The 20735-nt window shown below is 70.2% G+C and carries 21 protein-coding genes and 1 pseudogene; 11 read left to right on the forward strand and 11 right to left on the reverse strand.

Annotated elements, in window-relative coordinates; genetic code table 11:
- Positions 1–38: 38 nt before the first annotated feature.
- Entirely contained in the window at positions 39–836 is a 798-nt protein-coding gene (locus ABZU32_RS23845) for an A24 family peptidase (protein ID WP_354925146.1), read from the reverse strand.
- Positions 837–883: 47 nt separating this feature from the next.
- Complete coding sequence (locus ABZU32_RS23850) at positions 884–1459, reverse strand: SseB family protein (protein ID WP_354925148.1); 576 nt, start codon at positions 1457–1459, stop codon at positions 884–886.
- Between the two features lie 144 nt (positions 1460–1603).
- Here ABZU32_RS23850 and ABZU32_RS23855 point away from each other — a divergent pair, with 144 nt between their 5' ends.
- The 3 genes from ABZU32_RS23855 to ABZU32_RS23865 all read left to right on the forward strand — a co-directional run bounded on the left by ABZU32_RS23855 (position 1604) and on the right by ABZU32_RS23865 (position 4604).
- Positions 1604–2512, forward strand: a complete 909-nt coding sequence (locus ABZU32_RS23855; protein ID WP_354925150.1) for a carbamate kinase — start codon at positions 1604–1606, stop codon at positions 2510–2512.
- A gap of 76 nt (positions 2513–2588) precedes the next feature.
- Positions 2589–3695 carry a ring-opening amidohydrolase gene (locus ABZU32_RS23860; RefSeq protein ID WP_354925152.1) on the forward strand — a complete coding sequence of 369 codons (1107 nt, stop codon included), beginning with the start codon at positions 2589–2591 and terminating at the stop codon, positions 3693–3695.
- A gap of 570 nt (positions 3696–4265) precedes the next feature.
- On the forward strand, positions 4266–4604 hold the full coding sequence (locus tag ABZU32_RS23865) for a hypothetical protein (RefSeq protein ID WP_354925154.1): 339 nt from the start codon (positions 4266–4268) through the stop codon (positions 4602–4604).
- A 155-nt stretch (positions 4605–4759) separates the two neighbouring features.
- Here ABZU32_RS23865 and ABZU32_RS23870 read toward each other — a convergent pair whose 3' ends face one another.
- The 3 genes from ABZU32_RS23870 to ABZU32_RS23880 all read right to left on the reverse strand — a co-directional run bounded on the left by ABZU32_RS23870 (position 4760) and on the right by ABZU32_RS23880 (position 6625).
- The gene (locus ABZU32_RS23870) at positions 4760–5140 is read right to left on the reverse strand and encodes a Fic family protein (RefSeq protein ID WP_354925156.1); all 381 of its coding nucleotides are present in this window, start codon (positions 5138–5140) and stop codon (positions 4760–4762) included.
- Positions 5141–5165: 25 nt separating this feature from the next.
- Positions 5166–5363, reverse strand: coding sequence for a ribbon-helix-helix protein, CopG family (locus tag ABZU32_RS23875; protein WP_354839165.1), 198 nt, complete (start codon positions 5361–5363; stop codon positions 5166–5168).
- Positions 5364–5452: 89 nt separating this feature from the next.
- The gene (locus ABZU32_RS23880; RefSeq protein ID WP_354925158.1) at positions 5453–6625 is read right to left on the reverse strand and encodes a pyridoxal phosphate-dependent aminotransferase; all 1173 of its coding nucleotides are present in this window, start codon (positions 6623–6625) and stop codon (positions 5453–5455) included.
- A gap of 253 nt (positions 6626–6878) precedes the next feature.
- Here ABZU32_RS23880 and ABZU32_RS23885 point away from each other — a divergent pair, with 253 nt between their 5' ends.
- The 5 genes from ABZU32_RS23885 to ABZU32_RS23905 all read left to right on the forward strand — a co-directional run bounded on the left by ABZU32_RS23885 (position 6879) and on the right by ABZU32_RS23905 (position 10579).
- On the forward strand, positions 6879–7898 hold the full coding sequence (locus tag ABZU32_RS23885; protein WP_354925160.1) for a DUF418 domain-containing protein: 1020 nt from the start codon (positions 6879–6881) through the stop codon (positions 7896–7898).
- Between the two features lie 9 nt (positions 7899–7907).
- On the forward strand, positions 7908–8741 hold the full coding sequence (locus ABZU32_RS23890) for a carbon-nitrogen hydrolase family protein (RefSeq protein WP_354925162.1): 834 nt from the start codon (positions 7908–7910) through the stop codon (positions 8739–8741).
- 10 nt (positions 8742–8751) lie between these two features.
- The gene (locus ABZU32_RS23895) at positions 8752–9210 is read left to right on the forward strand and encodes a hypothetical protein (RefSeq protein ID WP_354925164.1); all 459 of its coding nucleotides are present in this window, start codon (positions 8752–8754) and stop codon (positions 9208–9210) included.
- On the forward strand, positions 9207–9635 hold the full coding sequence (locus ABZU32_RS23900; RefSeq protein WP_354839150.1) for a hypothetical protein: 429 nt from the start codon (positions 9207–9209) through the stop codon (positions 9633–9635). Before ABZU32_RS23895 ends, ABZU32_RS23900 begins: the two co-directional genes overlap by 4 nt.
- Before the next feature lie 311 nt (positions 9636–9946).
- Positions 9947–10579 carry a hypothetical protein gene (locus tag ABZU32_RS23905; RefSeq protein ID WP_354925166.1) on the forward strand — a complete coding sequence of 211 codons (633 nt, stop codon included), beginning with the start codon at positions 9947–9949 and terminating at the stop codon, positions 10577–10579.
- A 112-nt stretch (positions 10580–10691) separates the two neighbouring features.
- On the opposite strand, the gene ABZU32_RS23910 is transcribed toward ABZU32_RS23905, so the two are convergent.
- From ABZU32_RS23910 to ABZU32_RS23920, 3 genes and pseudogenes are all read right to left on the reverse strand, one after another.
- Positions 10692–12344 (reverse strand): carboxyl transferase domain-containing protein, encoded by a 1653-nt coding sequence (locus tag ABZU32_RS23910; protein ID WP_354925168.1) that lies wholly within the window; start codon positions 12342–12344, stop codon positions 10692–10694.
- Positions 12345–12556: 212 nt separating this feature from the next.
- Positions 12557–13708: pseudogene (locus ABZU32_RS23915) on the reverse strand (CoA transferase); the annotation flags it as partial.
- 371 nt (positions 13709–14079) lie between these two features.
- Positions 14080–14235: a hypothetical protein gene (locus ABZU32_RS23920; protein ID WP_354839138.1), complete on the reverse strand. Its 156-nt coding sequence runs from the start codon at positions 14233–14235 to the stop codon at positions 14080–14082.
- Between the two features lie 559 nt (positions 14236–14794).
- Here ABZU32_RS23920 and ABZU32_RS23925 point away from each other — a divergent pair.
- Positions 14795–15559, forward strand: coding sequence for a DUF2786 domain-containing protein (locus ABZU32_RS23925; protein WP_354925170.1), 765 nt, complete (start codon positions 14795–14797; stop codon positions 15557–15559).
- Between the two features lie 94 nt (positions 15560–15653).
- On the opposite strand, the gene ABZU32_RS23930 is transcribed toward ABZU32_RS23925, so the two are convergent.
- Positions 15654–16040, reverse strand: coding sequence for a VOC family protein (locus ABZU32_RS23930; RefSeq protein ID WP_354925172.1), 387 nt, complete (start codon positions 16038–16040; stop codon positions 15654–15656).
- A 289-nt stretch (positions 16041–16329) separates the two neighbouring features.
- On the opposite strand from ABZU32_RS23930, the gene ABZU32_RS23935 reads away from it, so the two are divergent.
- Positions 16330–18285: a DUF6571 family protein gene (locus tag ABZU32_RS23935; RefSeq protein WP_354925174.1), complete on the forward strand. Its 1956-nt coding sequence runs from the start codon at positions 16330–16332 to the stop codon at positions 18283–18285.
- Between the two features lie 3 nt (positions 18286–18288).
- Here ABZU32_RS23935 and ABZU32_RS23940 read toward each other — a convergent pair whose 3' ends face one another.
- Complete coding sequence (locus ABZU32_RS23940; RefSeq protein ID WP_354925176.1) at positions 18289–18756, reverse strand: hypothetical protein; 468 nt, start codon at positions 18754–18756, stop codon at positions 18289–18291.
- Between the two features lie 238 nt (positions 18757–18994).
- Here ABZU32_RS23940 and ABZU32_RS23945 point away from each other — a divergent pair, with 238 nt between their 5' ends.
- Positions 18995–19180, forward strand: coding sequence for a hypothetical protein (locus tag ABZU32_RS23945; RefSeq protein ID WP_354925178.1), 186 nt, complete (start codon positions 18995–18997; stop codon positions 19178–19180).
- Between the two features lie 54 nt (positions 19181–19234).
- On the opposite strand, the gene ABZU32_RS23950 is transcribed toward ABZU32_RS23945, so the two are convergent.
- Entirely contained in the window at positions 19235–20572 is a 1338-nt protein-coding gene (locus ABZU32_RS23950) for a hypothetical protein (protein ID WP_354925180.1), read from the reverse strand.
- Positions 20573–20735: the final 163 nt, after the last annotated feature.

The following is a 20735-nucleotide window of genomic DNA, read 5'->3' on the forward strand; positions in this document are numbered from 1 at the left end:
CACGCCGCACCCACCGTCCACCATGGGTCACGCGCCGGTCAGGGGGACGGTGAGACCAGCAGGGCGGTGAGGGTGCCGAGCAGGATGAACGGCCCCAGGGGGAACTGGCTCTTCAGCGTGCCGCGGCGGGTCGCGAGCAGGCCGACGGCGTACAGGGCTCCGAGGAACTGCCCGGCGATCGCGCCCGCGAGCCAGGCGTCCCAGCCGAGGGCGCCGGTGAGCATCCCGGCGAGGCCCGCGAGCTTCACATCGCCCAGCCCGAGCGAGGCCGGGCGGGCGAACCACAGCACGGCGTAGGCGCCGGCCAGGGCGAGGCCGCCGAGCAGCGCGTCCCCCAGCCGTCCCGTGGGGACCAGCAGGGCGGCGACGATCGGGTACGAGGGCAGGGTCAGCACGTCGGGCAGCCGCTGGGTCCGCCAGTCGATCATCGCGAGCGCGCAGCCCACCAGGGTCATGTACAACCAGGCGGCGACCAGGCCATCGCCCTCCAGCCGCCACACGACCAGCCCGACCACGGCCGCCACCGCTGCCTCGACCACCGGCGGCCACGCGGGCACGGGCGCTGCCCGCACCACCCGCCGGAACGCCTCCCGCCCCTCCGCCCAATACACCCCACGGCCCGGCCCCTGGGACCCGGCCTGATCCTGAGGCGCGGTGCGGTCGTGAGGTTCCGCCTGGTCGTCAGGTCCGGCCTGGTCGTCAGGTCCGAACTCGTCGTGAAAGCGGGACTCGTCGTCAGGTCGGGTGGCGGCAGGGGTGAAAGCGCCGGCCAGGACGCGGACGTAGGCTCCGGCGAGCAGACCCGCGAGCGCGGCCTCGGCGACGATGAGGCTCACCCGCCGACCTTAGTGCCCCGGCGGTCGCCTCTCCCGCGAAACGGCGGTCATCTCGCGTGTCGGCGCAGGCGGGGCAGCAGGCCGCGTCTGCGCTCGGGGACGCGGGCCACCGTCACCTCGGCGTGCCGGGACAACTCTTGCAGCATCGGCGCGAGGCCGTCGTCGCCCGCCGGCATCCGGCCGATGGACGCCAAGGCGTGCAGCAGGCCGCCCTCGATCGCGAACGGCACCGGGCCCGCGACGTCGACCATCACGGCGGCGGCGTCCTCGCTCAGCGCGGCCCGGCAGACCTGGGGCGTCACCGCCTGGATGGGCCGGGCGTCGGCGCGCCACAACTGGAGCGACGCGACGCCGGTGAAGGCGGGGACGGCCTTCCTGCCGTCGGCGCCGACCAGCACCGGCAGCGCCATCTCGCTCTCTTTCTCCTGCTTGAGCCCGTGTTCGCCGACCTCGGCCCGCGTCAGAAGCGCGACCACCGGGACCAGCAGGCGCGCGGTGCTCAGCGCGGACGCCACCGCGGCCGCGTCCCCCGTGCCCGCGGCGAAGGCGGCCAGCGCCGCCGCCACGGACGCGTCTGCGCCGCCGTCGTCGTCGGGGACCAGGGGCTGCGGAATGCTCGGCACGACTCACGAGCCTACCCACCTCCGCTCCCCTCCCCGGTACGCGGCCACAGGGCGGCTGAATCGGCGGATGTATCCGAAGGGACGGCTCTTCGTGGGCAGATGTCGCCAATGAGGGGGACGTGCTGCTCTCGATAGCTTCGGGCTGTGGGTGAACGCGTCCTGATCGCTCTCGGCGGCAACGCGATGACCGCGCCCGACGGCAGCGCCTCCCCGCTCGACCAGCGCCGGGCCATCGAGCGGGCCATGGCGCAGGTGTCCGCGCTCATCGCCGGCGGCCACCAGGTCGTCCTGACCCACGGCAACGGCCCCCAGGTCGGCAACCTGCTGCTGAAGAACCAGCTCGCCGCCGAGGTCGTGCCCCCTGTCCCGCTCGACTGGTGCGGCGCGCAGACCCAGGCCACGATCGGGGTGCTCATCCTCAACGCCCTGGGCCACCCGGCGGCCGTCGTGGTGTCCCGGACCCTGGTCGACCTCGCCGACCCCGCGTTCGCCGCGCCCGTCAAGCCGATCGGCAGGTACTTCACCGAGGCCGAGGCGCGCAGGTTCGAGCAGTTCGGGCAGACCTGGCGCGCGTTCCCCGGCAGGGGTTTCCGGCGCGTCGTGGCCTCGCCGGAACCGCTGGAGATCCTCGACGCGCCCGCCGCCCTGGCCCTGATGGACGCCGGGTACACCGTCGTGGTCGCCGGAGGCGGCGGGGTGCCCGTCGCCCGTCAGGCCGACGGCTCGCTCAAAGGCGTCGAGGCCGTCGTCGACAAGGACGCGGCCGCGGCGGTGCTCGCGGGCGCCGTACGGGCGAGCGTGCTGGTCGTGGCCACCGACGTGCCCGCCGCCGTCGTGGGGTACGGAACCGGCCAAGCCCGCCCCATCGGCCGCACCACCGTCGCCGAGCTGCGCGAGTTGCAGGCGGCGGGGCACTTCGCGAGCGGCAGCATGGGACCCAAGGTGGAGGCCGCGCTACGGTTCGCCGAGGCCGGCGGCCGGTCCGTGATCACCTCCCTGGAGCACCTCGGCGAGGCGCTGAACGGCGCCGCCGGCACGGTGGTCGGCCGGTGAGCCGGACCGGCCGACGCCGCGGCCGGTGGGGAAGATGGACCGACGTAGCGGAGCGAACGACCGAAGGGTAGGAGATATGCCGGATCCGATCGAGGTGCGCAAGGTCACCATCGAGAGCGTCACCGACGCCTCCGGGCTGGAGAGGCTCATCGACGACGGGGTGATCGACGCCGACCGGGTGCTCGCCGTGATCGGCAAGACCGAGGGGAACGGCGGTGTCAACGACTACACCCGCATCCTGGCCGACCGCGCGTTCCGCGAGGTGCTGATCGCCAAGGGCACCCGGACTCCGGAGGAGGTCGCGCAGGTGCCCCTGGTGTGGTCCGGCGGCACCGACGGGGTGCTCAGCCCGCACGCCACGATCTTCGCGTCGCTCGACCCGTCCACGGTGGAGCCGTCGGACGAGCCGCGCGTCTCCGTCGGCGTGGCCATGAGCGAGGTCATCCTCCCCGAGGACATCGGCCGCCCGGCGATGGTGGAGAAGGTCGCCGCCGGCGTGCGCGAGGCCATGAAGATCGCGGGCATCGAGGATCCGGCCGACGTCCACTACGTGCAGACCAAGACCCCGCTGCTCACCCTGGCCACGATCACCGAGGCCAAGTCGCGCGGCCAGGAGGTCGTGATCGAGGACACCGGCCCCTCCATGGACATCTCCAACTCCACGACCGCCCTGGGCATCGCCGTCGCCCTCGGCGAAATCGAGATGCCCACGGCCGGGCAGATCCACAAGGACCTCTCGCTGTACTCCAGCGTCGCCTCGTGCTCCTCCGGCGTCGAACTCGACCGCGCCCAGATCGTCGTCGTCGGCAACGTGCGCGGGATCGGCGGGCGTTACCGCATCGGGCACAGCGTGATGAAGGACGCGCTCGACGCCGACGGGATCTGGGAGGCGATCCGTGGCAGCGGCATCGACCTGCCCGACCGGCCGCACCCGAGCGACCTCGGCGACCGGCTCGTCAACGTGTTCATGAAGTGCGAGGCCGACCCCAGTGGCCGGGTGCGCGGACGCAGGAACATCATGCTCGACGACTCCGACGTGCACTGGCACCGGCAGATCAAGGCCACCGTCGGTGGCGTCGCGGCCAGTGTCACCGGCGACCCGGCCGTCTTCGTGTCCGTCGCCGCCGTCCACCAGGGCCCCTCTGGCGGCGGCCCCGTAGCCGCCATCGCCGACCTCGGCTGACAGTGAGGATGGCCGACCTCGACTGTCAGTGAGGATGTAGGTGAGCGCCTCCCGGTGGGTGCGACCGGTCACCTGACAGCGAGGCACCGATTCGATCCGGGGCACCGGGGGCGAGCATCCGGGACCCACAGCGGCTGCTCTTCCCTGGTGGCGCTTCCGGACCCGGTCCCCCCGGTGGGGGTGATGGTGATCGCGGGAGTGCCTTACTCGGTGCCGGATCTCCAAGCCGACGGACACCAGCGGCTGCTGCTGAGGACAGCGGGACCGCCTTCCGCCCTCTTCCGCCGCATACCACCCCCTTCCGCCGCCACTCCCGTCTTCCGGCGCCACTTCCGCCGCCTTCCGCCGTCCCATCCGCCGCCTCTTCCGCCGTCTTCCGCGCCCTTCATCGCTCCCCGTGGCGGACAACCGGGGTGGGCAACAACCCTCGGACCACCCACCTGCTTGCGGGGCGGGACCGGATTCTGTCGAACCGCCGGCGGGGTCGGGGCACGAGTCTCGTACGCGAATGCCGCGCATTCGTTGTGCCGGATTTCACCACGAGCCCGACGTACAGGGCAGAATCGGGCCGTGGAGTCCCAGAGATTCGAGCGCGACGAAGTCGCCGCCGCCATGGCCGCCCGCCGCGAGCTCGGCCCACAGTACGAACTCGAGCTCGCCGAGTCGCTCGTCGACCGCGTCAACGCGGTGATCGACGCGCGGCTCGCCTCGGCCCCGGCCAAGCGTCAGGGGCCCGACTGGGCACAGATGGCCCTCGGCCTGGGGTCGCTGGCCATGTCGATCCCGCTGGCCGCGATCGTGGCCCGCGTCCCGTCGCCAGGCCCCGTCCTTCTCCTGGTGTTCGCGCTCATCGCCGCGGTCAACGTGGCCTACGCGCTGAGCAAGATCACCGGCCGCCGGCAAGACTGACCACGGGGCCGCGGCGCCCGGCCCACAACACCCAGGCCGCAGCCACTCGCCGGGCCGCAGCACCCCGGCCGCAGCACCAGGGCCGCACCCCCGCCGCCGTTCCGCGCCCTCGGACGCCGCTCCCGTGAGCCTTCGGCCTTGGAGCGCGCCGGGCCTCACACCGGTACGGCGAACCCCCACAGGACCTGGGCGATCTCGTCCACCTCGGTGAACGCGCCGGAGGCCACGGAGGTGACCAGGTCGTGGACCGCGTCGTCATCGCTGTCCACCTCGACGCCGTTGCAGGCGAGGAACACCACGGTGCAGACCCAGGCGACCTGCCGCGCGCCACGCTCGAAGGGATGGTGGACGGCCAGCGAGTGCAGCAGTGCCGCCGCCTTGACCAGCACGTGTGAGTAGGCCTCGTGGCCGAACATGGACGCCTGCGGCCGGTGCACGGCCGAGTCGAGCAGCCCGATGTCACGCAGACGAGGCGGAGCACCGAGCGTCACCCGTGCCAGATCCACCACCTGCTCCATGGTCAGGTAGCGCGTCACCGGCGCGCCGGTGGGGTGTGGCCGGTCATTCGGCGAGCCGGTCGAGGACCGAACGCCAGCGGCTCGCCGCCGCGAGGCCCAGACGGCGGACCTCCTCGTCGGCGTCGTGCCGGGCGATGTACTCCTCGACGGCCGACTGCACGACCTGCTGGAGGCTGCGCCCCTCCTTCTCCGCGCGCCGGCGCAGGGCCTCGGTCTGCTCCTCACTGAGGCTGAGCGTCATGGCCAATACCTCCACGGTACGCATCCGGTGTCGGCGTCACGCTTGGACACGGTGAGTGTATGACCATTTACACCGGGTGTCAGTGCTTTCTACTCGGCCCGTCCCAGGCGGGCCAGCCGCATGACGGCCTCGTCGATGATCTCGTCCTTCTTGCAGAAGGCGAAGCGCAGGAAATGCCTGCCGAGCTCGGGGTGGTCGTAGAACACCTGGGTCGGGACGGCGACGACGCCCGCCAGCTCGGGCAGCCGCCTGGCCAGCTCGGCCCCGTCGGTGAAGCCGAGCGGCCGGATGTCGGTCTGCACGAAGTACGTCCCCGCCGGCCGGTAGACGCCGAAGCCCGCCGCCGACAGCCCCGCCATGAGCCGGTCGCGCTTGGCGGCGAGCGCGTCGCGCGCCCCGGCGACCCAGCCGAGCTCCTCGCGCAGGGCGTGGGCGACCGCGACCTGCCACGGAGCGCCGGAGGTGAAGGTGAGGAACTGCTTGACCGACTGGACGGCCGCGACCAGCTCCGGGGGACCGCACACCCAGCCGATCTTCCATCCCGTCGCCGAGAACGTCTTGCCGGCCGAGGAGATCATGACGGTGCGCTCGCGCATGCCCGGGAGCGTGGCCATCGGCACGTGTTCCACGCCGTCGAAGGTCAGGTGCTCGTAGACCTCGTCGGTGATCGCGATGAGGTCGTGCTCCTGGCAGACGGCGGCGATCAGGGTCAGCTCGTCGCGGGTGAAGACGGTGCCGGTGGGGTTGTGCGGGGAGTTGACCAGGATCGCCCGGGTGCGCGGGCCCACGGCCGCGCGCAGTTCGTCGGGGTCGAAGGTGAACCTGTCCCCCGCAGGGCGCAGGGCCACCGTCCGGCGCACCGCGCCGGCGAGCGCGACGGCCGCGGCGTAGGAGTCGTAGTACGGCTCGAACAGGATGACCTCGTCACCCGCCTCGCACAGCGCGAGGACCGACGCCGCGAGCGCCTCGGTGGCGCCGACGGTCACCAGGATCTCGCCGTCCGGCTCGTAGAGCAGGCCGTAGTGCTGCTTGCGGTGCTCGGCGACGGCCTGCCGCAACTCGGGCATCCCAGGGCCGGGCGGGTACTGGTTCAGCCCTCCCCTGATCGCCGTCACGGCGTGTTCGAGCATGGAGGCGGGGCCGTCGGTGTCGGGGAAGCCCTGTCCCAGGTTGATCGACCCGGTGCGCACGGCGAGCGCCGTCATCTCCGAGAAGATCGTCGTGCCGAACTCGCGCATGCGGGCGACCAGTGGCTCGTTCACGCCGGCAAGCCTACCCAGCCGCCCTTCCCCGCACCGAACCCTCCACCCGCACCCACCGGAGGCGTTCGCGAACCCCATCGCCCGAATCGACCGCATCGGCCACCGGCCACCGGCCAGCGACCAACCACTTCACGACCCCCAGACCCCACCGCTTCGCCGTCAAAGGCGGACAAATACCGAAATAAGCCATGCCAGGCGGAAAATCCATACACACCGAAAGACGCGGGTGACGTAGCGGCGTTAGCCTGCTGAGGTGGTCGCCAGGTTTGTCCGCTATGCCGAGGAGCGCCGGGAACCGGCCCCCGCCCGGATCCGGGAGCTGGACGTGCTGCGCGGCCTCGCCGTCTGCGGGATCACGCTGGTCAACACCTGGCAGCACACCTCCGACGCCGTCCACAGGACCACCACCACGCCCACGGACTGGCTGGTCGAAAACCTCCTGCAGAGCCGCTTCTTCCCGATCTTCTCGTTGCTGTTCGGCGTCAGCTTCGTCCTGTTCCTGCGCTCGGCCGCCCGCCGGACGTCCCACCCCCGGCTCGTGCTGCTCCGCCGGCTGTCGGCGCTCGCCGTCCTCGGGCTGCTCCACCGGACGCTGAGCCCGGGCGAAGTGCTGCTCCCCTACGCCCTGACCGGCGCGCTCATCCTGCTCCCGGCCTCCTACCTGCCCAGGTGGGCGGTGCTCACCGCCGGGACCGCCGCCACGTCGTGGGCGGTCCTGTTCCACGCGGGCGGCGTGTGGCTGATCCCGGGACTGTTCCTGCTGGGCATGGCCGTTATCGCGTACGCCCCCGGGCGCCGCGCGCTGCGCGCGGCCTTCCTGGTGAGCGCGCCGCTGGCCGTCGCGCTCACCGGGGCGTGGCTGTACCTCTGGGCGCACCCCGCGACGTTCCGCTTCCCCTTCACCGTGAGCGTCTACCCGCTGGCCGGTCTGGCCGCGGCCACGGCGTACTGCACCGGGTTACTGCTGGCCGCCAGGCGCCTGCCCTGGCTCACGGCCGCGCTGGAGCCGCTCGGCCGCATCGCGCTCACCGCGTACGTGGCCGGCACGCTGATCACTTTGGCGTCGCTCCCGCTGCTCACCAGGGACGGCAGCCGCGCGGGCGTGCTCGTGGTGTCCGCGGTCGCCATCCTGGCGCTGGTGGCCTTCGCCCGCTGGTGGACCGCCCGGTACAGGTACGGGCCGCTGGAGTGGGCGTGGCGGTGCGTCACCTGGTGGGAGCCGCTCCCCAACCGCCGCCCGCGCTCCTCGGCAGCCGGGGGTCCGGACCTTTAGGCTTGTGGGGTGACCCGCATCGCCCTGTGCCAGCTTCCGGTGTCCGCCGACCCCAAGACCAACCTCGAACGCGTCCGCGACGCTCTCGGCCGGGCCGCCTCGCGCGGCGCGACGCTCGCGGTGTTCCCCGAGGCGATGCTGACCCGGTTCGGCAAAGAGATCGCCGAGTCCGCCGAGCCGATCGACGGCCCGTTCGTGACCGCCGTGGCCGACGCCGCGCGGGCCCACGAGATCGCGGTCGTCCTCGGCACGTTCGAGTCCGGTGACCCCGACGGCGACGGGCGCGTGCACAACACAACCGTCGCGCTCGACCGGTGCGGGCGGCTGCGGGCCGCCTACCGCAAGATCCACCTGTTCGACTCCTTCGGCGCCCGCGAGTCCGACCTGGTCGCCCCCGGCGAGACGCCGGTGGTCGTGGAGCTGGAGGGTCTGCGCCTCGGCCTGATCACCTGCTACGACGTGCGCTTCCCCGAGCTGGCGCGCGCCCTGGTCGACCAGGGCGCCGACGCGTTCGTCGTCATCGCCGCCTGGAGCGCGGGCCCGATGAAGGAGGAGCACTGGGCGACCCTGGTCAGGGCGCGGGCCATCGAGAACACCATGTGGACGATCGCCGTCGGCCAGGCCCCCGACCCGGAGGCCAGGGACGGCTTCGGCGTGGGCCGCAGCATGCTCGTCGACCCTTTGGGCGTGGTTCGCGCCGATCTGGGGCCCCGCGGCGCCGTCCAGGTGGTCGAGATCGACCCGGCCGAGACCGACCGGGTGCGGGCCACGCTGCCCTGTCTTTCCCACCGGCGCCCAGATATTTATCGCTCCGTGCGGAACGCCGAGGTCGGCAGATCGTAAAATGCGGGATGTGAGCGAGCCCGCACCAAGCACCCAGATGCAAAAGGTCATTCCGCCTCGGCTGCTGGTGCCCTACCTCGCGGGCCAGCGCACGATCATCTCGGGCTACGTCTACCGCGTCCAAGACTGCTCGCGGCTGACCTCCCCCGAGCAGCTCGTGTCCGCGCTCGACCTGGCCTTCGAAGGGTCCGAACTCGAACCCTCGGTCCCCGAGCTGTACATCCTGCGGTGGCTGGTACGCGACACCGACACCTACGACGTCCCCTACGGGCCGCACATGGGCGGAGATTGGAACGATTCGCCACCCTTCGCGGGCAACGGGTTCACCACCTCCCGCCAGCATGTGGTACCCCAGTTCCACACGCCGCCCATGCCCATCCCGGCGGGGGCCGAGATCCGTCACCTGACCACCCGCGGCGAGCGGCGCTTCGCCGACTACGACGGCCTGACCTGGCGGCCGGCCGCATGACCGACATCGAACCCGTCGGTCTCGGCTTCATCGCCCACCAGCACGACCAGACCTACGCGGCCGCCCTCGGCCCCGGCCCCGACGACGTGATCCTGTTCAGCGAGGAGCCGCGCGAGGGCTTCGAGCGCGCCGGCGCGTACTGGCGGCGGCAGGTCCGCCGGGAGGACCTGCAGTGGCTGGTGCTGCTGCGCACGGTCGGCGCGTTCGGCGGCGAGCCGTGCGTGGTCCTGGACGAGGACGACGACGGCCTGCACATCGCCTACACCGGTCACAGCGGGCTCAAGGCCGAGGCGCTGGGCTACTGGATGGTCGACCACGGAGCCTACGAGGTGGTCGTGCCGCACGAGGAGGTCCACTCCATCCGCGTCGAGCGCGTCCCGATCCCCTGTCAACCGGCCCAGGGCTTGAGTGTCTCTGGAGTGTGACAGAAACGCCCGTGCTGTCGCCGGGCAGGCCGTGGTCAACCCCACCGACGGCCGATACCTGCGCCTCTGGTTCAGCAGGAAGCCGCAGCAGCAGCGCATCGACCAGCCGGTGCCGCCCGGCGCGCCCAAGTACGACGTGCTGTGCTGGGCCATGCAATCAGGCCTGGACGGCGGGACGATCGCCAACTGCCCGATGGACGCCGACCCGGCCACTCGGGCGAGTACGCCTGGTACGTCGGCGGCACGGCGGAAGATTGGTCGCGCGGGAGACGGTGCTCTCCTATGGCGTCGCCCGCTCCAAGGTGGGGAAGGTGTCGGCCATCGCCGCGGACGGGACCCGGCTGCCCGGCGTGATCTACCGGCCGAAGGGCGCCCCCGCGGCGGTGTGGGCGGTGACCTACCCGACGCGGGCACGGGTGCGCGGCTTCGAGTTCCGGAACGCCGACGGCGAGGTCCTCGGCCGCACGACGCCCGATCCGTTCCTGCTCTCCCCGACGAGCGCGGCCCCCGTGACGCCCCCTGTCGACCTGCCCGGCGGGCTCACCGCGCGGCTGCACAAGGACGGGACGTTCACCTGGCTGCGCGACGGGGTCATGGTCGCCGCGACGGAGATCCTGTGGACCGGCGCGACGGCGGGCGCGCCCGCGAGGATCATCTCCTGGCACTTCGGGCACGGCCGGTGGTTCGGCCTGGCCACCGCGGGGACGGCCAAGGTCGAACTGACCGCCGGGACGGGCGCCCCGATCTGGGCCGCCACGGCCCGCGACCCCTGGAGACGCGGTCTCGCCCTGTTCTCCGCCCCCAGCGGGCGCGAGAGCGACCTCTACACCGGGGGGTACACGATCGTCGGCTTCGACGCCCGCGGCAAGCAGATCTGGCGGGAGAAGGTGCCTCCCCATCCGCCTCTGTGGACCGGTGTCCCGCTGTCCACACCGGCGCGGTGAACAGCGGCCGCCAGTGCCGCTGTTCACCGCGCCGACGGGCCGACGATCGGCCCGGGGAGTGCGGTGACGGCCAGACGACCGGGCCCGGACAGCGGGTGAGGGAGGCGGGCGGTCAGGTTGGAGTGCCGAGGTAGCGGTAGCGGGCCAGGCGGGTCGCCAGGCGGTCCTCGGGCGGGCTCCCCATCAGGCCGAGGATCTCGTGCTCGATCGTCGCGCCGACCCGCTCGCAGAAGGCCTGCGGCTCGTAGGCCGCGTCCGGGAACTCCGGGATGACGCGGTCGACGATGCCGTCCCGCCGCAGGTCGCGGGCTTGCACCCCTTGAGCTTTGGCGATCTCGGGCGCGAAGTCGATGGTCCGGTACAGGATCGCCGACGCGCCCTCGGGGGACAGCGGCGACAGCCAGCCGTGCTGGGCGCACAACACGCGGTCGGTCGGCAGCAGGGCCAGGGCGCCGCCGCCCGCCCCCTCCCCGAGGATCAGGCACACGGTCGGCGTGTTCAGCGACACCAGGGTGGTCAGCGCGCGGGCGATCTCGGCTGCCAGGCCGCCCTCCTCGGCCGTCCTGGACAGCGCCGCCCCCGCCGTGTCGATCACCGTGACGAGCGGCAGCCCCAGCTCGGAGGCCAGGTGCATGCCCCGGCGGGCCACCCGCAGCCCGGCGGGGCCGAGGTGACGGCCGGCGCTCTGCCGGCGGTCCTGGCCGAGCACCACGGCGGGCGCCCGGCCGAATCTGGCCAGGGCGAGCAGCAGGCCGGGATCGTTCTCGCCGGCGCCGGTGCCGTTCAGGGGGGTCACGTCCGAGGCGCCGAGCTTGAGCAGGGCCTTCACGCCGGGACGGTCGTCACGCCGGGAGCGGCTGATCGCCTCCCAGGCGCCGACCTCGGCGACCCGGTCCTCCGGCTCCACCCGCCAGGCCGGCCCGCCCTCGCCATGTCCGCCCTCTTCACGTCCGCCCTCGCCGCGTCCGGCCTCACCGCGTTCTTCCTCGCCAGGTTCTTCCTCGGTGGCGGTGGCGTTGTGGTGAGGCGGCCGGGGCAGGCTCCGCCGCTGTTCGCCGGGGGCCGCGTCCCGCGTGTCCATCGAGGAGCACAGGACGGCGAGGGCGCGGATCGCCACCTCGCGGGCGCTCGCGGCCGAGACGACGGCGTCGACCAGGCCGTGCTTGAAGAGGTTCTCGGCGACCTGCACGCCCTCGGGGAACGGGTACCCGTGCAGGGACTCGAACACCCGCGGGCCGAGAAAGCCGATGAGCGCGCCCGGCTCGGCGGCGGTGACGTGCCCGAGCGATCCCCACGAGGCGAACACCCCGCCCGTGGTGGGATGGCGGAGATACACGATGTAGGGCAAACCAGCGGCGCGGTGGGCCGACACCGCGGCGCTGATCTTGATCATCTGGACGAAGGCGAGCGCGCCCTCCTGCATCCGGGTGCCGCCCGACGCCGGCGCGGCCAGCAGCGGCAGCCGCTCCGCCGTCGCCCGCTCCACCGCGCGCACGAGCCGCTCGGCGGCGGCGACCCCGATCGAACCGGCCAGGAACGAGAACTCGCAGGCCATGACGGCCACGCGGCGGCCGCCCAGCAACCCCTCCCCGGTGACCACCGACTCGTCGTAGGGCGTCCGGGCCCGCGCCGCCGCCAGTTCCTCGGCATACGGCGAGCCGGGGGGCGCGGGATCCACGGTCGGCTCGTCCCACGACTTCCACGACCCGGGGTCCAGGACGATACGGATCAACGTGTACGCGTCGGGGCGTGCGACGCCGCTCACCGGACCGCTCACCCTTCCCGCTTGTCCGCATCCGCGAGGTGGACCGGCCTCCCGGACGTCTCCGGCGCGTCCGGTACCCCTGGCACTCCCGGACCGCTCGGTACCGCGCCCGTCCCGGTCAAGGCCGGTACCACGTCCGTCCCAGTTAGGCCCTGTTCCGGGTCCGATCCGTTCTCAGGTCGCCCCGCGACCGTCTCGGTCGCGCCCCGCGCCTCGCGCCCGGCCAGCCAGTCGCGGACCGACCGGTCGTCCTGGCCGAGCGAGGGCGGCGGCAGATGCTCGGCGGGTGGCGCGCCGTCGAACCGCAGCGGCGATCCCGGCAGCTCGATGGTGCCGAGCACCGGGTGATCCACGGTGACCACCAGCTCCTGCGACCGCGTCTGCTTCCAGGCGTAGACCTCGTCCAGCGTGCGGACCGCCCCGGCGGGGACGCCCGCCTCGCTCAGCACCGCGAGCCAGTGCGCCCGGTCGTGGGCGCCCAGCGCCTCCTCCATGTCGGCGACCAGCTCGTCACGGTGGGCACGGCGCTCCCGGTTGACCGCGTATTTCGGTGTCGCCGGGTCGATGCCCAGCAGCGGGGCGAGCCTGCCCCACTGGGCGTCGTTGGCGACCGCGATCTGGATCACCCCGTCGGCGCAGCGGAATGCCCCGTACGGCGCGATCGAGGCGTGGTGGTTGCCGCTCGCCCCTGGCACCTTGCCGCCGACCGTCCACGCCGTCCCGTGGTAGGAGTGCACGCCGACCACCGAGGCCAGCAGCGAGGTGCGCACGACCTTCCCCATACCCGTCCGCTGGCGTTCGTACAGCGCCGCCAGCACGCCGTACGCGCCGTGGATGCCGGCGAGCAGGTCGGCGATCGAGGAGCCCACGCGGTACGGCTCGTCGGGCGAAGGGCCGGTGAGGCTCATCAGGCCCGCCTCGCCCTGCGCGATCTGGTCGTACCCGGGCCGCCCGCCCTCGGGGCCGTCGTGGCCGAAACCGGTGATCGACAGGATGACCAGGCGGGGGTTCAGCTCGTGCAGGCGCTCCACGGAGAAGCCGAGCCGGTCCAGCACGCCGGTGCGGAAGTTCTCGACCAGGACGTCGCTCTGCCGCACGAGCCGGGCGAGCAGGGCGGCGCCCTCCTCGGACTTCAGGTCCAGGGTGATGGACCGTTTGTTGCGGTTGGCCGCCAGGAAATAGGTGGAAATGTCCCCCTCGGGCCCGACGAAGGGCGGCCCCCAGCCACGCGACTCGTCGCCGCCGTCGGGATGCTCGACTTTGATCACCATGGCGCCGAGGTCACCGAGCATCTGCGCTCCGTGCGGCCCGGCCAGCGCCCGGGACAGGTCGAGGACCACGATGTCGCTGAGCGGTCCCTGCAAGGTCAGCCTCCACGGGGGTGTGAGGAGAACGTGTTCTCGTCCACAGGCAAGCCTGCCAGGTGACACCGTCGTCCCGACACCCAGGTGCCGCCCCGAAACACGCCGGTTACCCCCGCCACCCCTCTGGACCGTCCCATTCGGGACGATCTACGCGCGCCGGCCGGGAGAACCCGTCCCGACCGGTCGCGTCGCGTCGGCCGCCGTCCATCCGGCGGAACCGTCTCAGCCCGTTCGGGAGGAACCGTCTCAGCCCGTTCGGGAGGACATCTGGGCCCGCCCGGGAGAACCGTCTGGCTCGTCCGAGAATCGTCCCGGTTCGCCCGAAGGAGGAGCTCGCGACCGCGCGGGGGCGCTTCGCGAGCCTTGTCTGCCTAGTGGTGGGTCCTGCGCGTACGCCAGCGGTCCACGAGTTCGCGGAGTTTGCGCTGGTTCTGCGGGTCCCTGGCCATCGTCTTGACCTTCTCGACGTGCTCATGCCCCTTCGGGCCGCGCAGGTACTCCTTGATGCGGTCCATCATGGATGCCATCGTGTCACCACCGCCTGTTCGATCGCCGTTTCCCTCGAACGGCTACCCTCGACATCCCCCGCCAATCACGCATTGTGCTCGCAAGCCGATAAAACAGGACAAGCGATGACGATTGTGGGATACAGCCACGACCATCCGGCGATGCCCGCGTGACCAATTGGGGATTTACGCTGACAAATCGGAGCGAGGGGTCGCTCCATCGGTGATCACGACCGGGACGACGCGCCGCGCGGCGCGCGGCGCGCGGTCACCGGCCCGGCGGTGGCCGAGTCCACGCGCCCCGCCACCAGCTGGTGCATTAGGTTGGTAGGTCGCCGGGGTCGCCACCGTCGCTGGGGTCACTCGGGTCGCGACGTCGCAGGGCACTGGCATCGCCCAGCACAGGCACCGCGGAGCGCGGCTCTCATAGGAGGACCAGCCTCGCAGTAGCGCCGACTCCGCAGGGGCGACGGCTCCCGCAGGGGCGACGGCCCTATGCCGCCCGACGACGAGAGACGGTCGCGCACGACCGAAGGAGAGCCCGCTGACCAGCACTGATGCGACGTCCAGAGCGAAGATCATGGAGCGGGTCCGGCGGCTGCTGGACCTCGCCGAGCATCCCAACACCGGCGAGGAGGAAGCGGCGCTCGCCTCCGCCCACGCGGCCGCCCTGATGCTGCGGCACGGGCTGGACGCCAGCGCGGTACGGCGCGGCGCCACCGGGCGTTCCGAGAAGATCGACGGCATCGAGTTCGAGGTCTCCAACCGAGGCGGCCACGCGCGGGAGCGTTGCTGGGCGCTCCACCTCATCTGCGACGCGCTCGGCTGCAAAGGCGCCCAGCACTGGACCGGTGTGCACGGGCGCGGCATCCGTGGCGCGCGGCACGTCACCATGACCGTCGTCGGACCCGACCCCGTCCTCGACAGCCTGCGCGTACTGCTCCCGTCCATCACCCTCCAGATGGAGAACCAGGTGAGACCCGCTCTGCGGCATTTCACCGCCCGCGACCTGACGGGCGTCGAGGGCAAGGACCGGCGCGCCCGCGCGACCTCCGACTACCGGCGCGCCTTCTACGTCGGCTTCGGCTCCGGCGTCTCGGCCAAACTCCGCGACCGGGTCGCCGAAATAGCCGACCAGGTGAAGGGCACCGGCGCCGAACTCGTGCTCCTCGATCGGTCGGCGCTCGTCCAGGCCGAGTTCCAGCGCCGCTTCCCCGGCCTCAAGCGCGCCCGCGCCACCACATTGGACGCCAACGGCTACCACACCGGCCGGCAGGCCGGCCGCACCGCCGACCTCAGCGACCGAGCCCTCCCCGACCTCCCCCTCGGCCGCCTCCCCCACTGAAACCGGGGCGCCGCGGCCCGTCACGAGAAGTCCCGGAGAAACCAGGAACAATGATGAAGGGCGCGGTCCCACCTCGAACGACGAACGAAAGAAGTCAGTCCCAGCGCCGGGCATTGCCCTCGTGGAAGTCCGTCCGCTCGTCAGGAATGACACAGAACGGCAGACCGGCCGGATCCTCCATGATCCACCATCTGCCGTCGACCTGGCGGACCCGCCGCGCCCCGAGCTTCTCCAGCCGCGCGACCTCCGCCTCCAGGTCGTCGGTGTGGACGTCCAGATGCACCCGGCTCGGCCCCTCCCCCAGGCGCTGGATCAGCAGCCAGCCATCCTGCCCCGGCAGATCCGCTCCGTGATACGCGGGCTCGGACTCGAATGCATGCATCGTCACCCCCGCCGCGCCCTCCCAGAACCTCAGCTCGGCGTCGTGGACGTCCTCGGAGACGTCGATCACGACCTTGGAAACCCTGCTGTAGTGCGCCACGCCCCTACCTCCCGACGAATTGCTCCACACCGCGCCACACAACCAGACCCTTTCACTCCCCGCAATCCACCCCAAACCCCCGCTCCGGCTCGCCGAACGCCCCGACCTCGCCCACCGCGAACCTCCCCTTCGATCCGCGAGCGCCCCGGCCTGACCCACCGCGCGCCCCGGCGCGGCATGTGAACGGTTCCCGCCGATCACGCATCCGTGACTTCCGGCTGCGTTACGTTGGTTACGGAGGTTGCCGGGGCGTCGAAAGGCCGAGACCGTGACACAGGAAACAGGACCCGTGCCCCCCGGAACCGGCCCCCTATCACCCGATTTCACCGGCATCGACCCCGACCGGATGGCCGGCTTCATCACCGAGATCGACCACGCCCGAGGCGTCCTCGCCGAACACACCGAAGCCATCCGCCGCGTATTCGCCGCCAACGACGTTCCAGCGACATCCCTCACCCCCATAGCCGAAGTAGAACACTGGATAGACACCCACCTCCCCGACCTCCGCCGCCGGGTACAGACAGCAAGAAACACCGCACAGCTTCCCAACTGGTCTCCCCAGGCGACGCACCTGATCCCCTACGAGGAGAAGTCCGCTCTCCCGACCGCAGACGCCCAACGCCTCGGCCGGGAACTCGCCGCGCAGTACAAGAAGGCCGGCGAGGGCCTTATCAACCTGGATCGCCAGGCGGAATACCAGAAGGTCCTCGACACACTCGCCCAGCACGTCCACGACCCCGCCTACACCGCCGCCTTCTTCGCAGCCCTGGGCGTGCACGAAACCCTGCAACTCCCAGTAGTCCTCCGCGAGCACCTCGGCGACCCCGGCGAAGCCACGCTCGCACCGCCTCGCCCCGACGACGAGCTCATTCGCGCAATAAGCCAAGCTTTCGCCACCGCGGTCTCGTCGGGCTCTCGCCTCCCTGGAATGACGCAGATCAGTAACGCTCTCCGGAGTCCGGATCTCGACCCGAGGGACACATTCGGCGCCAGCCTCATCCTGGCAGCGGGGGCCTTCCCTGCCGAGTGGCTGGCGCAGGTGGTGGCAGCGCGAGGACTGGCGACACCGCGCGAAGTGAACACCGGTTATCTGTTCGCTCTCGGAAACAACCCCGCCGCCGCCCGCTTGGCGATCAAAACGGCTCTAGGCGACAGCGCCGACCAGTCAGCGCTCAAGAAGTGGCTCAAGGGCATGAGTGACCGCACGAGCGGACCGTACGCCACCGACATCGAGGCAGACGCCTTCGGCCGCATGCTCGCCGCCGCCTCCGGCGCCCACGACGAAAAAGACGGCACCCACAGCAAAGACGCAGCCCTATTCGCCTTCACCGTCATGACCACCATGGATGATTGTAAGATCGGCGAGGCCACGCGCGTACATCTATCAAAGGTTGCCGGATCATACGCAACAGAAATAATCGAAGGAGCCAACCTTGGGGATGCCAACCAGGTACTTCCTAGCGCGTTCGGGAACGTCAGATCTCAAATTCCCGGCTTGAAACCAAGCTTTCGCCTCACCCCGGAAGACACATATAGATTCATCAAGACATTCGCCAATGACCTCGACAACCAGGTGCCTTTCCAAGCAGGAATGGATCTCCTCTCCACCCGCTTGGTCCGCGAGGCAGCACTTGCGATGACCCCCAACAAGCCCCTCCCATTGGATGAAACCTTCGCCGCACTTGGCAATGTACGAGGCTTCCAACTGGCAGCCCGCAAGACATACGCTTCAGCCAAAGATGAGGCAGTGGAAGAGTACAGCAAGGTACGCAGCTTCTTGATCGGGACTGGCATGGGAGTCGCAGGGCTAGTGCCGCCATTTGAAGCGATACCCATCACATGGACCTCTCTAAGCACCGCCTGGTCGGCCGCTGACACCTTTAAACCAGAAGAGATCAAGGAGATGGAAAAAGTAGCCACAGCCGACAAACGAGAAAATCTTGGTCGCAAACATTCAATTATGCAATCCTTTTTGGATGCCGGACTGAAGGCAAATATCTCGCCAGGCGACTACCAGGCCTCACACCCAACGAGCGTAGCGATTGCCGACGGAAACGGCCGCCTGCGACCATTCGCAGACATCTTAAAATCCGGCAAAAACGGGATGTTATCCCTCGATCGCTGGTTCATAGAAAATGGGCTGGGTAGCGAACATTCTTCTTTAGCCAGCTCCACGAAAAAGCTCGCCGACACATTCAACGGAGGGAAGACTACGGCTGAAGCACAAACAGAGGTCTTCGACTGATCGTCACGATATCCGAAGGCACTCGGTCTCCCCTGCGATGGAGTACTTCCCATCTGCCGGAGAATCGATGAGAAGCACGGTTTTGCTAGAGGAATCTGTAACACGAACCGCTTTGTTCGCCTCGGGGCTCCCAACAATCTTGTAGTGACCAACGCGCCCTAATGCCCCGATCATCGCCGTCCGAAGCACATATGGACTAGTTTCACCATCTACGTCAGTCCCGGTAGCCGCGAATGTCTGCTTTACTCTCCCATCCCCACACGGAAGGTTCCGGCCGCCAACGTCTACTATCTTCACATTTAACGCATCACGTTCTTTGAGGAGTTGAAGGACGTGATTCCTCAGCGTCCGACCCGCTTCCGCAGCAGTTGGCCCTTCGTCTGAGGTGCAACCAGTTAGGAGAAATGGGGTCAGAACTACAAAGAGAAGAGCCTTATGGCGATGCTTCACGGGGCCGAACTCGACGAACATGGTCTCCACCTCCGCGCCTGGCCTATCCCCGGTGTCGTGCCCCATAATGTCAGCTGGAGTTGTCTGCGCCACCTAGTATCCACTTCGTCGCTCAGACTTTCATCGCAGCAGGAGTCAGGCGTTGCTCATGGACGACGACTTGGTACCAAATCCCCGGCATCAGAACCTGGAAGCGGCTCTCGCCGCCGTGCGGGCTCATGTGCGTGTACTGGAGACTGCCCTGGATCCTGGGTGTGCCATGTTCGGGGGGCATGCGGTGTGGGTCGGGCCTACGGCTCGGGCGTTCGGGGAGGAGTTGAACGGGCGGCGGGCGCGCCTGAAGACGGCCGTTCACCACATCCTGGCCGAACTGGAGGCCGAGCTGCGATCCACGCCGAGCAAGGTCTCGCGGTCGACGGCGGCCAGCATGAGCGGCTGGTCATAGCAGCATTCACCCCCGCCGTCTTCCTCGAGGTCTCCCCGTGAGCGATCACGCAGCCTAGGACACCAGTGATGTCGGGTCCGGTGCTCGAAGACCGGAGAGAGCTTCTCGCCAGTCGGCCGTCGCCGAACCCGAGTCCGCGAGAAGATCGTCGAAATCGTGGGCCCTTACGACCACAGTGATGCTCGGTCCGGTGTGCGCGTCCCGGACGGCCGCCGTGGCGAAGTGGCACGCTTCTTCGTTCTCCCCCGCCTTGGCGAGTGCACAGGCGTAGGCAAGCCGGACGAGAGCGGGATCGTTGGAGTCCTTGGCCCCGTAGCGCGCCAGTGCCCGGGTCATCGCCTCGGCCGTGCCGCCCAGGTCCCCCAGGTCGGCCCGCCCTCGTGCCTCGTAGAAGAGTTGGCGCTCTCGCTGGAAGGACAGCACTCCCGGCTGGAGCAGGTCGTCCGCGCAACGGTCCAGCGTGTACCCGGATCGGTTGATGGCGCGTTCGAACGCCGGCCTGTCGCCGAGCGAGGCGTGGGCGAGGGCGGCGAGGCCCCACATCCAGGCGATGGCCGGCGTGGCGGTGACGCTGCGTTCCAGCCGGGGCACGACCATGGCAAGAGTCGCATGGGGATCTGCCGCATACGTCGGTATGAGCGCGGTGCTGGAGAGGGCGAGATCGGCGAGGTAACGATCGCCGGCCTCGTCCGCCGCCCTGGTCGCGGTCGTGTACCACCTGCGGGCGAGTGGGAAGTGGTTGGCGCAGAACATGATTTCGCCCACCACAATGGCCAGCTTGGCACCCACCCTGGTCAGCCTGCGTTGCGCTTCAGCGGGATGCCTCTGCGTCAGCAGTTCTCTCACACTCGCCAGATGGAGAAGCGCCTCTGGCAGCACGGTGGGAGGCGGGACATTCCGTCCAAGCCGATCCGCCTCGTTCTCCAGGTAGAGCACCCGTGCCTCGCTCACGCTGCTGGCATCGAGAACCTGCTCGAAGAGGTCGGGGGTTCGGGAGAGGGTCTCGGTGAGGCCGAGGGCCATGGTGGTGGCGCCTAGGTGGAAGACTTCTCGCCGGTTCGTGGCCGCCTCCCGGGGGTCGGGGCGCGTTGGTGCGACGCCGGAGCCTTTCCCTTCAGGGTCGTACGGCGCGAGCAGTTCTGCAACGGTGTGGCCGGGAAACATCCGTTCCAGCACCCGGCAGTGGTCGGCCTGCGGCTTGGTCTTCAGGTGGCCCTTGAGCCAGCGGCCGAACGCCTCGCGGCTCGGGGCCGAGCCGATGAGGCGCCGGTCGATGCCCCGCGCCACCTTCTCGTACTCCAGGCAGAACGCCCGATGCGTCTCCTGGTGACGCTTGGACAGCAACACTCTCAACAACGTCTGCCGGCCGGGCATCCGGAACACCGCCTTCACGAACCATATGGTCAACGTTCGGTAATCACTTCGCGACTTTAAGTGGCGCCGCAGGTGAAGGCCAGCCGTTTTCGGTGTCACGGCGGTCGAGGCACAGGCATGCCACATCGGTGACCGGTCGGTGCCCGTTGGCGACACGGGAGAGCGACGCCGCCGATCGGAC

Origin of the sequence: Sphaerisporangium sp. NPDC005288 (genome assembly GCF_040607475.1) — a bacterium.
In the GTDB taxonomy this organism is placed as follows: domain Bacteria; phylum Actinomycetota; class Actinomycetes; order Streptosporangiales; family Streptosporangiaceae; genus Sphaerisporangium; species Sphaerisporangium rhizosphaerae.